Source organism: Gillisia limnaea DSM 15749 (assembly GCF_000243235.1).
Classification (GTDB): domain Bacteria; phylum Bacteroidota; class Bacteroidia; order Flavobacteriales; family Flavobacteriaceae; genus Gillisia; species Gillisia limnaea.
Genome location: NZ_JH594606.1, coordinates 1,919,440 through 1,931,113 on the forward strand (window position 1 = coordinate 1,919,440; position 11,674 = coordinate 1,931,113).

Annotated in this window: 12 protein-coding genes; 9 read left to right on the forward strand and 3 right to left on the reverse strand. The window is 36.7% G+C overall.

What is annotated here, in order from left to right; all coding sequences use genetic code 11:
* Positions 1–5 precede the first annotated feature (5 nt).
* A complete protein-coding gene (locus GILLI_RS10340) occupies positions 6–803 on the forward strand; it encodes a glycosyltransferase family 2 protein (RefSeq protein ID WP_006989061.1) in 798 nt (265 codons plus the stop codon).
* A gap of 60 nt (positions 804–863) precedes the next feature.
* Here GILLI_RS10340 and GILLI_RS10345 read toward each other — a convergent pair whose 3' ends face one another.
* Entirely contained in the window at positions 864–2,171 is a 1,308-nt protein-coding gene (locus GILLI_RS10345) for a phenylacetate--CoA ligase family protein (protein WP_006989062.1), read from the reverse strand.
* A gap of 90 nt (positions 2,172–2,261) precedes the next feature.
* On the opposite strand from GILLI_RS10345, the gene purD reads away from it, so the two are divergent.
* Positions 2,262–3,536 (forward strand): phosphoribosylamine--glycine ligase, encoded by a 1,275-nt coding sequence (gene purD, locus GILLI_RS10350; protein WP_006989063.1) that lies wholly within the window; start codon positions 2,262–2,264, stop codon positions 3,534–3,536.
* Here the strand turns inward: purD and GILLI_RS10355 are convergent.
* Positions 3,528–3,758 (reverse strand): DUF6341 family protein, encoded by a 231-nt coding sequence (locus GILLI_RS10355; protein ID WP_006989064.1) that lies wholly within the window; start codon positions 3,756–3,758, stop codon positions 3,528–3,530. The two genes, purD and GILLI_RS10355, sit on opposite strands and share 9 nt — an antisense overlap.
* 45 nt (positions 3,759–3,803) lie before the next feature.
* Here GILLI_RS10355 and GILLI_RS10360 point away from each other — a divergent pair, with 45 nt between their 5' ends.
* From GILLI_RS10360 to GILLI_RS10380, 5 genes are read left to right on the forward strand one after another with little or no spacing between them, the layout of a single operon-like run.
* Entirely contained in the window at positions 3,804–4,730 is a 927-nt protein-coding gene (locus GILLI_RS10360; RefSeq protein WP_006989065.1) for a DUF6427 family protein, read from the forward strand.
* Positions 4,727–5,371 (forward strand): hypothetical protein, encoded by a 645-nt coding sequence (locus GILLI_RS10365; RefSeq protein WP_006989066.1) that lies wholly within the window; start codon positions 4,727–4,729, stop codon positions 5,369–5,371. The genes GILLI_RS10360 and GILLI_RS10365 overlap by 4 nt, the downstream gene beginning before the upstream one ends.
* Positions 5,368–6,369 carry a DNA adenine methylase gene (locus GILLI_RS10370; protein ID WP_006989067.1) on the forward strand — a complete coding sequence of 334 codons (1,002 nt, stop codon included), beginning with the start codon at positions 5,368–5,370 and terminating at the stop codon, positions 6,367–6,369. The genes GILLI_RS10365 and GILLI_RS10370 overlap by 4 nt, the downstream gene beginning before the upstream one ends.
* 2 nt (positions 6,370–6,371) lie before the next feature.
* Positions 6,372–6,977, forward strand: a complete 606-nt coding sequence (locus tag GILLI_RS10375) for a DUF4254 domain-containing protein (RefSeq protein WP_006989068.1) — start codon at positions 6,372–6,374, stop codon at positions 6,975–6,977.
* A 4-nt stretch (positions 6,978–6,981) separates the two neighbouring features.
* The gene (locus GILLI_RS10380) at positions 6,982–8,097 is read left to right on the forward strand and encodes a glycosyltransferase family 9 protein (RefSeq protein ID WP_006989069.1); all 1,116 of its coding nucleotides are present in this window, start codon (positions 6,982–6,984) and stop codon (positions 8,095–8,097) included.
* Positions 8,098–8,266: 169 nt separating this feature from the next.
* Here the strand turns inward: GILLI_RS10380 and GILLI_RS10385 are convergent, their stop codons facing one another.
* Positions 8,267–9,319, reverse strand: coding sequence for a ferredoxin--NADP reductase (locus tag GILLI_RS10385; protein WP_040506972.1), 1,053 nt, complete (start codon positions 9,317–9,319; stop codon positions 8,267–8,269).
* A 95-nt stretch (positions 9,320–9,414) separates the two neighbouring features.
* Between GILLI_RS10385 and GILLI_RS10390 the strand changes: the two genes are divergently transcribed.
* Together GILLI_RS10390 and GILLI_RS10395 are read left to right on the forward strand one after the other, a co-directional pair.
* The gene (locus GILLI_RS10390; RefSeq protein ID WP_006989071.1) at positions 9,415–10,899 is read left to right on the forward strand and encodes a DUF5687 family protein; all 1,485 of its coding nucleotides are present in this window, start codon (positions 9,415–9,417) and stop codon (positions 10,897–10,899) included.
* Positions 10,900–10,916: 17 nt separating this feature from the next.
* A complete protein-coding gene (locus tag GILLI_RS10395) occupies positions 10,917–11,630 on the forward strand; it encodes an ABC transporter ATP-binding protein (RefSeq protein ID WP_006989072.1) in 714 nt (237 codons plus the stop codon).
* Positions 11,631–11,674 lie beyond the last annotated feature (44 nt).

Sequence of the window (11,674 nt, forward strand, 5' to 3'; positions counted from 1 at the left end):
TCAGGATGAATGAGCAATTGGTTTCTGTGATTATGCCCGCCTATAATTCTGCAAATTTTATTACGGAAGCGATCGCCTCGGTACAGAATCAAAGCTATAAGAACTGGGAACTGTTTGTTATTGATGATTTTTCAACAGATGAAACTTGCTCCATTGTCGAAAATATTATAAAGTTGGAACCAAGGGTTCAATTATTGAAAAATTTAAAAAATGAAGGTGCAGGTGCCACAAGAAATAAAGGGATAACCGCTGCAAAAGGTGATTTTATAGCTTTTCTGGATGCAGATGATCTCTGGCTACCCCAAAAACTGGAAGTCCAGATAAAATTCATGGCAGAGGACCAGCTGGCGATGAGTTTTTCAAGCTACCACTTGATTTCTGAAAGTGGTGCGTATCTTTCAAAAAGCATTGTTGCTCCACAAAAGCTTAGTTACAAAAAATTGCTGAAAGCAAATTACGTTGGCAACCTTACCGGAATGTATGATGTTTCAAAAACCGGTAAAATTTACAGTCCGCTGCTCCGAAAAAGACAGGATTGGGCCTTATGGCTTTCGGTATTAAAAAAGGTGAAATTTGGTAAAGGGATCCAACAGCCTCTGGCTTGTTACAGGATAAGGAAAAACGGCATTTCTACCAATAAATGGGCACTGATTAAATATAATTATCAAATATATAACCGCTTTCTGGACTTCGGAATTTTAAAAAGCAGTGGTTACATGATGCTTTTTTTATGGGAGCATTTTTTTGTAAAAACAAAACAGAAGAAAACAATCAAAACCTCGGGGCAATCCCACGAGGAATGAATTTATAAAAACTTTTAAAATTTCGCGGTAAGGTTAGGGGAATAAAACCCTCAATGAGGGCTAAACCAGGGAGGTAAACTGTTGTAGTTTTCCGCTTTTGTTCCTTTTTAAAAAGGATTTCTGCTCAAAATCCACTTTTAGGTTTTTACCCACAAAAATTTCAATAGCTCCTAATATTTTCTGGATTTGAACCGAAGTGAATGGCTGTTCACTCACATATTCAATTTTAAAGCGGTCCAGTTCTGTTTGAAAGATCACAAATTCCTTGATGCTTCCGGTATCTTCAATAATTGATTTTGTTACATAATAAAACGTAAGTCCGGGAACAACTTTACCATTTGCAAGTACAGCCACATCATTGGTCCTTCCTGTAAGTGTTTGCAGAATAGGTTTTTTAAAACTACTCTTTCCGGACAGGCTGCCTATATCGCCAATATCATAGCGTATCATAGGGTGTGCTTTATTGTAAAGAGAAGTGATTACAACCCTTCCTTCTTCCCCGTAGGGCAGCACCTTATCCTCATCGTCCAAAATCTCAATATATAAACCTTCAGAATTTACTACCCATTCGCCTTCAGGATTTTCAAAAGCGATCAGGCCGGCTTCACTTGCTCCATATTCATTAATAACCGGAACCCCGAAGGATTTTTCGATACATTTCTTATCATTTTCAAAAAGCTTTTCGGAAGTTACAATGCATATTTTTAGAGAAGGGCAAATCGTTTTTAAAACGATCTCTTTCCGGTTAAGGTATTTCGCAAAAAGCAAAATGGCACTGGTATACCCGTTTATATAATCAAAATGTGATCTTTTAAACCTTTTTAAAAAAATTTCCATCTTTTGTTCACTAAGATCAAATATGTTAAACCTTCTTCTTAGGCTCATCCGGTCTTTGAACCGTTCCTGTACATTCCCAAAAAAATCCAGTGGAATTCCATAAAAACGTGCCTGAAGTGATTTGTTGAGGTCGATATCTACCCATTGATACCGGTCAATAAATTCTGCCCACGCAAGGGCATGGCACAATCGGTCTTTTGCAAAAATAAAAGGATGACCGCTGGAACCGGATGTTTTTCCAACATACGTGTTGTTTTTATTGAAGGAGTCGCTTAAGCGTTCTTTCAATGGGTGTTGGAGATCAGATTTTTGCATAACCGGAACCTCTTCCCAGCTTAAAAAGGAAAGGCTGCCAAAGAAATTTTTATAATTGGAATTATTCGCCAAATGATAGTTAACGATACTTTTCCGTTGCGCTTCCAAATAAGATTGGTATTCGGTCTCAGGGATATTCTGAATGGCGCGCAGCAATTTTTGAGCCCTGTTAATGGGGAATTTATTGAGCTGTAGGGAGATTTTAAACCAGTTCAAGAATTTTAATGGCTTTAATTTATTCAAAATAATTAGCGCTTCAATTTACAAACAATTATTTTTGGCACAAGAACAAAAAATAACTTCTCCATGAATATTTTAATTTTGGGTGCCGGCGGTAGAGAACATGCTTTTGCATATAAAATTTCCCAAAGCGAATTATGTGACAAACTCTTTATCGCACCCGGAAATGCCGGAACAGCACAGTTTGGCAAAAATATAGATTTGAAGCTAACTAATTTTGATGCAATTAAGGATTTTGTATTAAAAGAATCCATAAAAATGGTGGTTGTTGGACCAGAGGATCCTTTAGTGCTGGGAATTTCCAATTTTTTCACAGAGGATTTGGAATTGAAAGATGTTGCTTTAATAGGACCTTCAAAAAGAGGAGCTCTTCTGGAAGGAAGCAAGGAACGCGCAAAGGAGTTTATGTCCATGCATAAAATACCATCCGCTGCTTATCAAAGTTTCACTTCGGAAAGTTTACAGGCCGGAAAAGATTTCTTAGATACCCTAAAGGCTCCTTACGTGTTGAAAGCCGATGGTCTTGCAGGTGGAAAGGGTGTTTTAATTCTGGATGAGGTAGCAGAAGCCAAAAAGGAACTGGAAAACATGTTGCTTGAAAACAAGTTTGGCAACGCTGGAGAAAAAGTTGTTATAGAAGAATTCCTGGATGGAATAGAATTAAGTGTATTTGTTTTAACCGATGGGGAAAATTATAAAATGCTTCCTACGGCTAAGGATTATAAACGAATTGGCGAAGGAAACACCGGCCTCAATACCGGCGGAATGGGCGCGATCTCTCCTGTTCCTTTTGCAAATGATGAATTGATGCGAAAAATAGAAGAACGCATTGTAAAACCAACGGTAGAAGGACTTAAAAAGGAAAAAATAGATTATAAAGGTTTTATTTTTATAGGTTTGATGGTGATGAAGGGCGAACCTTATGTAATTGAGTATAATGTACGAATGGGGGATCCGGAAACAGAAGTTGTTTTACCCCGCATAAAGTCTGATTTGGTAGCATTGTTTCAGAAGGTGGCTGCGAAAAACCTTGATAAAACAGAAATTGAAATCGATGGAAATACGGCAGTAACGGTAATGCTTGTTTCAGGAGGTTATCCGGAGGATTATGAAAAAGGAAAGGAAATTACTGGTATTGGAGATGTGGAAGGTTCCCTGGTTTTTCACGCCGGTACAAAAGAGTTTAATGGTAAAATTGTTACCAACGGGGGTAGGGTATTGGCGGTTACCTCATTTGGCAGCGATTACAAAGAGGCACTAAAAAAATCTTATCAAAATGTAGATAAACTTCATTTTGATAAGATGTATTATAGAAAGGATTTAGGATTTGATCTATCCTAAAAACGAATGTGCAGTTGGATCACGGTCCTCCTCATTATTATCGTTGAATTTTTTGAGTTGTTTCATCCAAAAGAAAAAAGCAACAAAAACAACAAGTACAAAAATCCAGTTTACAAAATTGGCGAGAAACCAGGATTCTAATTCCAAATCTCTAAGCAAATCGAATGGGATGAATAAAACATCCTCAAAAAGAGATGCGATTCCTTCAAAAAAATCTTTCATTGTATAACTTTGTTATATTATTTTACAAAAATATAAAAAACCCCAATGCTAACAAGCTTTTTTAGCAAATCAAAACCGGTAAATTTTTTAGCTGTAATAGTGGTTATGGCTTTATTTTATGTTTTTGCAAACTCTGAAGTCTTATTTTCCGATTTTAATATGTCCCTTATCGCAAAGAAGACGGGGATTTTAATCTGTTTCATTATAGGGGTTTGGGTATTGGATTTTATTGCGAGAAAAAATGAACTCACTCAAAGAAGCGCTTTCAAGATTGTACTATTTGCTGTTTTCTCCGTTTCATTTCTACCAATCCTTAGAGATAATCAGGTTATTGTAGCCAATTTATGCATTTTAATGGCTTTGAGAAGAATTATAAGCTTAAAATCCCATAAAGAAATTCAAAAGAAAATTTTTGATGCAACCTTCTGGATATGTATTGCATCCCTGTTTTATTTCTGGTCCATTTTATTCCTTATAGTGGTATATAGCGGGATTTTAATGTATACTGCCAATTATTTTAAAAACTGGTTGATCCCAGCGGTAGCTGTGCTCGCCGTCTTATTACTGGTAACAGCGTTTCATATCATATTTTACGATCGGTTTTACAGCTTTCAGGCTTGGTTTCAGGAAAGCAGTTTCAATTTCCAATTATACAATGAACCGGATTTATTCATCCCGCTTAGTATAATTCTGGCTGTATCTTTCTGGACGCTTTTCTACTATTTTGGCTTGTTTAAAAAAGCAAGTATCAATTCCCGGCCAACCTATACGCTGGTTTTAATCACATTGTTGGTTTCTGTTGCTATTGCAGTTTTCTCCCCCGTAAAAAATGGAAGTGAATTTATTTTCTTTTTTGTACCCTTGTCTATTATCGCATCCAATTATTTTGAAAGCAAGCGGGAAAAGATCTTCAAGGAAATTCTATTGCTTGGCCTAATCTTAATGCCGGTTTTAATCCCTATATTCTTTTGAAAAATCTTGATCTCATCAATAGCGAAGAGGAATTAAAAAAACGGTGGGAAGCTCCCTATGTTTGGGACAGAAAACAAAATGATCTCTGGGATAAGCAATCGAATTTTATCTATGAAATAAAGAATTGGGAGCTGTTAAAGGAAAAGATAGCTATAGTTTCTTCTAATCACAACCTTGATAAACAAGACTTTTTTAACTATTGCAGTAACCGCTGGTATAATTTCCAGAGTGCTATGGCGGTAGAGAACATATTTTCCGGGTTTGATGGTATTGAACCATCGTTGAACAGCAGAAACAGGCTTTTGGATTTTAAGCTCTCCGGAATTGATTTCGATCACAAAACCAGTGTGTACCCTAAAAATTTTTGTAAAGATCTCCAATTTGCAATGAAAAATCCGGAGGAATTGATAAGCTGGTTGTATCAAAATCAAAGTACACAGCAACGTCAACACTTCGCAAACAGATTGTTTTTAATAGTGTATGCGGAAGATGGGCAACACTGGAAATTAAAGGCCGAAATTTCATGGTTAAAGGGGATTATTGGAGCATATTTGAATTCCTTTAAAACCGATCAATTGAAAAAATTTGAATTTCGATCAGGAAAAACAACGCTTTCTGACATTATTTGGGCAGTAAAATGAATTATATAGGATCCAAACATAAACTTTCAGGATTTATAAAATCCAATGTTGAAAAAACAGTCTCCGGAGATTTAAACGGAATGGTATTTTGTGATCTTTTTGCAGGTACCGGAAGTGTGGGTAGGAATTTTAAAACTTCTGTAAAACAGGTGATTGCCAATGATGTTGAATTTTACAGCTATTCATTATTAAAAAATTATATAGGAAATAATCAAAAACTCGATTTTGACCCGTATTTATCATTTTTAAATGAACTTCCAGGTAAAAAAGGGTTCATTTTTCAAAATTATTCGGAAGGAGGAGACTCCGGCCGACTTTATTTTTCATTTGAAAACGGACAAAAAATCGATGCTGCGAGGTTTCAGATAGAATCCTGGAAAAATTCAGAAGAAATCGGGCTAAATTTATATTATTTTCTATTGGCTTCCCTTATAGAAAGTGCAGATAAAGTGGCAAATACAGCATCTGTATACGGAGCATATTTGAAAAAAATAAAGCCTTCTGCAGCTAAAATAATGGTGATTGCTCCTGCTCATTTTGAGCTTACCAAAAATTCACACCGGGTATATCAGGAAGATGCCAATCAATTAATCAAGGAAATTGAGGGAGATATCCTTTACCTGGACCCACCATACAACAACCGGCAATACGGCGCCAATTATCATCTTTTGAATACTATCGCCAAATATGATACCTTTGTACCCAGCGGAAAAACGGGATTAAGAGCCTATTACAGATCTAATTATTGCCGTACTGCCGAGGTGAAAAATTCCTTTAAAATGTTGGTTGAAAATGCACGTTTTAGATACATTTTTTTAAGCTATAACAATGAAGGATTAATGCCTGCAGCAGAGATTCGTGAAATAATGCGGGGATACGGGAAATACGATCTTGTTTCAACAGATTATCAACGTTTTAAAGCTGATAAGAGCGAAAACCGAAATCACACGGCTTCAGCGACAAAAGAATATTTACACATTTTAGAAAAAAATAAATAAGCATGTTTTCAAATAAGGCAAATCAAATTTTTAAGGAAGTAATCGAAAAATATCACGAGATAAATACAGTTAATCAGGAGTTTAAAAATCCATACGATAAACAAAATGAACTTCTGGAGCATTTATTATACAGAAAATGCTGGATAGATACCGTACAATGGCATTATGAGGATATAATCCGGGATCCCAACATAGATCCGGTGGCAGCCTTAAAATTGAAAAGGCAAATTGATGCTTCCAATCAGGATCGTACAGATACCGTGGAATATATTGATAGTTATTTCCTTGAGAAATACAAAGATATAACTCCTATAGATCATGCGACCATCAATACCGAAAGTCCGGCCTGGGGAGTAGATCGCCTCTCTATTTTGGCTCTCAAAATATATCATATGGAGGAAGAGGCAAACAGGGAAGATGCCTCGCAGGAACACCGTATGAAATGTAAAGCAAAGCTTGATGTTTTATTGGAACAACGTGTAGATCTTTCCCTGGCTATCGACCAATTGCTTGCAGCTATTTCAAAGGGAGATAAATATATGAAGGTATATAAGCAAATGAAGATGTATAATGACGACGAATTGAATCCCATATTGCGTAAAAAATAATAAAATGGCCGGCCGCTCCTCTAGATTCCAAGACTACGCTCATCCTGTGAATGAGACGCCAAAGTTAGAGGAGGCAGCACATATCCTGGTAATTCGTCTTTCAGCAATGGGAGATGTTGCTATGCTGGTGCCGGTTCTAAGAATTGTAACTGCTACCTATCCCAACTTAAAGATCACCCTGCTTACCAGGGGGTTTTTTGCGCCCATGTTTAAGAATATACCAAATGTGGCAGTTTACGAAGCCGATATCTCTGGTTTACATAATGGATTCGTTGGTCTTTGCAGATTGGCAAGAGAACTCAAAGAACTTGAAATAAATGCCGTGGCCGACTTGCACGATGTTTTGCGAAGCAATGTGCTGAGGTATATTTTTTATATGTACGGAATCCCGGTGAACCAAATCGATAAGGGAAGAGCTGAAAAAAAGGCGTTAACCGCTGAAAATAATAAGGTTTTCAAACAGCTGAAATCCACTCATCAACGCTATGCCGATGTTTTTTCGGAATTGGGTTATCCAGTAAATCTAAAAACACCTTCTTTTCCCTCAAAACAAAAACTTTCTCCTAAAATCCTGGAAATAACAGGGAAAAATATTCTAAAATGGATTGGAATTGCCCCTTTTGCACAACACAATTCAAAAGTATATCCATTAGATCTTATGCAAAGCGTGATAGAGGAGATCGATAGAGAAGGAAAAGCAGAGATTTTTCTGTTTGGAGGAGGAAAATTGGAAACCGAAAAGCTTGAAAAATTAGCCGAAAAATTTAAAAATGTGGTTTCTATAGCCGGAAAACTTTCGTTTGAGGAAGAACTGGCACTAATCTCAAATCTTGATTTGATGCTTTCCATGGACAGCGGAAATGCACATTTGGCAGCCATGTATGGAATTCCGGTAATTACAATTTGGGGAGTAACCCATCCGTATGCAGGTTTTTCAGCATTTAATCAACCCGAGGAAAACAACATACTACCAGATCTTAACAGATATTCAAAAATACCAACCTCGATTTACGGCAATAAATTCCCGGAGGGTTATGAGGATGTTATGAGAACTATTTCGCCACAAAAGGTGGTTGAGAAAATAAAAAACAGCCCCCCACCCCCCGAAGGGGGAGTTTAAAATTCCCCTGGCTTCCTGAAGAGGGGTAGTTAAAAAATATGAGAATTATTGTAAATAAAAAGAGGATCCTAACAAAAGTTAGGTTTTCCTAGTTATTCAAACCCCGAAAAGGGGGAACTTCAATAGTTATTTAGAAAATGTAATGCTCCCCCTTCGGGGGCTGGGGGGCTTATACATCATCATAATCTACTTTTAAAACCTGTGATGTGGGTTGTGCCTGGCAGGTAAGGATCAATCCTTCAGCGATCTCGCCGTCGGTTAATATTTGATTTTTACGCATTACCGCTGTGCCTTCTGTTATCCTGGCGATACAACTGCTGCAAATTCCGCCCTGGCAGGAATAAGGAACATCCAGATCATTATCCAAAGCTACTTCCAGAACTGTTTTTTTGCTGTCCATAGAAAAGCTGGACTCCTCATCATCAACCATAATGGTGAGCTCAACTTCTCCTTCTCCTTCGGCTGCAATTTTGATTTCATCGGATTCTTTTGCTGTGAAAAGTTCAAATAAGATGCTGTCTTGAGGAACACCGTTTTGCTTTAATATTTCAGTAACACTATTGATCATTGGTTCAGGACCGCACAGAAAAAACGTTTTAAAGCTGGTACCATTAAATTTATTTTTGAGAACGTAATTAACAGTGCTGTTTTCTATTCTCCCAAATTGTGCATTTTCTTCCCTTGTTTGGCTATAGATAAACTCAATGAATAGCCTTTCCGGATGTTTTACCTGAAGCTCCAGCAATTCCTTAAAAAATATGGTTTCGTCCAGGGATTTATTTCCATACACCAAAACAAATTTGCTTTCCGGCTCCCTTATTAAAACGGTTTTAATAATTGATAATACAGGCGTAATCCCGCTTCCTGCAGCAAAAGCCGCATAATTTTGCGGAATGACTCCAGGCTCAAAGATAAATTTTCCCTCAGGCGGATGCACTTCCAGGATATCGCCGGCTTGTAATTTATTATTTGCAAGTCCGGAAAAAACTCCTCCTTGAACCTCCTTAACGGTGACTTTAAATTCGTGCGTGTGCGGCGATGAACATAGGGAATACGCTCTTCTTATTTCCTTACCGTCTATATCTGTTTTAATGGTAACATACTGCCCTGCTTTATAGCTAAATTTGTCCTTTAGATCTTGAGGAATGTCAAAGGATAAACTTACCGCCTCCGGAGTTTCGCGGATAATTTCTTTTATCTTTAACGCATAAAATTTATTCATCATCTAATATTTGTACGCAAAAATACAAAGACTTAAAGTTTTTTAATTGTAACAAATGCGTAAATTTCAACACTTGTATAAAAACTTCTGAATATATGTTTAAGCGTTTAATCTGGCTGGAATGGAAATCCTTTTTCAGGTCGGCAAGTATGGGCAAGAGTATTGGCCTAAAAATACTGATGATTTTTTTAGGCATCTATTTCACAGTGATCTTTTTATTATTTGGTATAGGCCTATATCCGCTTGTAGAAAAATATTTTCCGGGAGAAGTGCCGCTTTTTGTGGTAAACAAATTTGTACTGCTTTGGCTGTTGGCTGAACTGGCTTACCGCTTCTTATTACAAACCTTGCCGGTTTTAAACATCAAACCACTTTTAATATTACCGATAAGGAAACGTAAAGTGGTGAATTTTGTGTTGCTGAAATCTCTTTATTCCTTTTTTAACTTTCTACCTTTAATGGTTATCATCCCATTTGGGATCTTCAATATTTACAAGGAGCAATTTGCAACAGGTCCTATTCTAGCGTGGATGATTGGGATGACAGGATTAACCTTTTGTGTTAATTATGCCAATTTCATCATCAAAAAGAGATTTACAGAAAACTTAAAGGCCCTAATTCCGGTTTTGGTCATTGTTTCATGTTTTGCAATTCTTGATTACTTTAAAATCTTTGAGATTAGTGTATGGTTTGGAAAAGGTTTAAATGAGATCCTTTTTTATCCATTTATCGCCATTATTCCAATTTTGTTGCTTTTTTCGCTGTACCTATGGAATCGTAAAAATCTTGAAGGCAAATTTTATCTGGATGCCACCTTAAAAGAACAAACCAAAAATATTAATACCCGCGAGTTTTTATGGACACGCAAATTTGGAGATATCGCACCGTATCTTCAGCAGGATTTAAAATTGATTTGGAGAAATAAACGTCCCAAAACATCCATTTATATGTCCATTCTTTTTCTTGGATATGGAATGTTTTTTTACACTCAGGATACCTATCAGGATCTACCCTGGTTCTTTGTGTTTGTAGGGATTTTTATCACCGGAATGTTTATGATCAATTTTGGTCAATTTATTCCCGCCTGGGATTCCAATTATTATCCATTGATCATGGCTCAAAATATCCCAATGAACAGATATTTAACCGCAAAAGCCGGGTTGATAACCTTTAGTGTTGTTGCGCTTGCAATTTTGGCAACACCTTACGCCTATTTTGGGTGGAGAATATTTTTACTGAATATTATTTGTGCGGTTTACAATATTGGAGTCAACATTCCAATTTTACTTTATGCAGGATCTTTTAACCGAAAACGAATAGATTTGGATAAAAGTCCGTTCATGAATTACCAGGGTGCAGGTGCAGCACAATGGCTGGTAGGAATTCCTTTAATGGTGATTCCTGTATTTCTATTCTGGATTTTTTATAAACTTATCTCATTTGAAAGTGGAATGCTTTTCTTATTTGGCCTGGGCGTCCTGGGGCTCTTTTTAAGAAGCCGGCTTATAGATTCCATCGCACAAATTTATAAAAGGAATAAATACGCTATGATCGAAGGATTTAAGCAACAGGGCGATTAAAATTAAAAAAACAGCTAATGATTACCGCAACAAACCTCAAAAAAATATATAACGGAACTACGGTTTTAAACATTGAACATCTGGATATTCCCACAGGGCAAAGTTTTGGCCTTGTAGGCAATAACGGAGCAGGAAAAACCACTTTCTTCAGTCTTTTACTGGATTTGATTCAACCCACCACCGGAAACATTTTCAACAATGAGATCACCGTAAGCCAGAGTGAAGCCTGGAAAACTTTTACATCTTCTTTTATAGATGAAAGTTTCTTGATAGGATACCTTACTCCGGAAGAATACTTTTACTTTATTGGCGATTTAAGACAGCAAAATAAAGCCGATGTAGATGCTTTGCTGGTCACTTTTGAAGATTTTTTTAACGGTGAAATTTTAAAAAAACGCAAATATCTTCGGGATCTTTCAAAAGGGAATCAGAAAAAAGTGGGAATTGTGGCCGCACTTATTGGAAATCCTAAAGTGGTTATTCTTGATGAGCCTTTCGCAAATCTTGATCCTACTACCCAAATAAGGCTTAAAAAAATAATACGCGAACTTGGTACGTCCCGTGACACTACTTTTTTAATCTCCAGTCATGATCTTATTCATATTACTGAAGTTTGTGAACGGATAGTTGTTATGGATAAAGGAATCCTTGTAAAAGATATCATAACTTCAGAAGCTACTTTGAAGGAACTGGAAACTTATTTTTCCGGAGGCCAAACTGTGGAGCTATAGTATTTCGATTTCAGTTAGAAAAAGAAATGTATTTTTGAATACTA

Excerpts from the sequence above, each read along its gene's own strand:
- purD (WP_006989063.1), top strand. The coding sequence starts at position 2,262 with ATGAATATTTTAATTTTGGGTGCCGGCGGTAGAGAACATGCTTTTGCA.
- GILLI_RS10385 (WP_040506972.1), bottom strand. The coding sequence starts at position 9,319 with ATGAATAAATTTTATGCGTTAAAGATAAAAGAAATTATCCGCGAAACT.
- GILLI_RS10360 (WP_006989065.1), top strand. The coding sequence starts at position 3,804 with ATGCTAACAAGCTTTTTTAGCAAATCAAAACCGGTAAATTTTTTAGCT.
- GILLI_RS10395 (WP_006989072.1), top strand. The coding sequence starts at position 10,917 with ATGATTACCGCAACAAACCTCAAAAAAATATATAACGGAACTACGGTT.
- GILLI_RS10390 (WP_006989071.1), top strand. The coding sequence starts at position 9,415 with ATGTTTAAGCGTTTAATCTGGCTGGAATGGAAATCCTTTTTCAGGTCG.
- GILLI_RS10375 (WP_006989068.1), top strand. The coding sequence starts at position 6,372 with ATGTTTTCAAATAAGGCAAATCAAATTTTTAAGGAAGTAATCGAAAAA.
- GILLI_RS10370 (WP_006989067.1), top strand. The coding sequence starts at position 5,368 with ATGAATTATATAGGATCCAAACATAAACTTTCAGGATTTATAAAATCC.
- GILLI_RS10380 (WP_006989069.1), top strand. The coding sequence starts at position 6,982 with ATGGCCGGCCGCTCCTCTAGATTCCAAGACTACGCTCATCCTGTGAAT.
- GILLI_RS10340 (WP_006989061.1), top strand. The coding sequence starts at position 6 with ATGAATGAGCAATTGGTTTCTGTGATTATGCCCGCCTATAATTCTGCA.
- GILLI_RS10355 (WP_006989064.1), bottom strand. The coding sequence starts at position 3,758 with ATGAAAGATTTTTTTGAAGGAATCGCATCTCTTTTTGAGGATGTTTTA.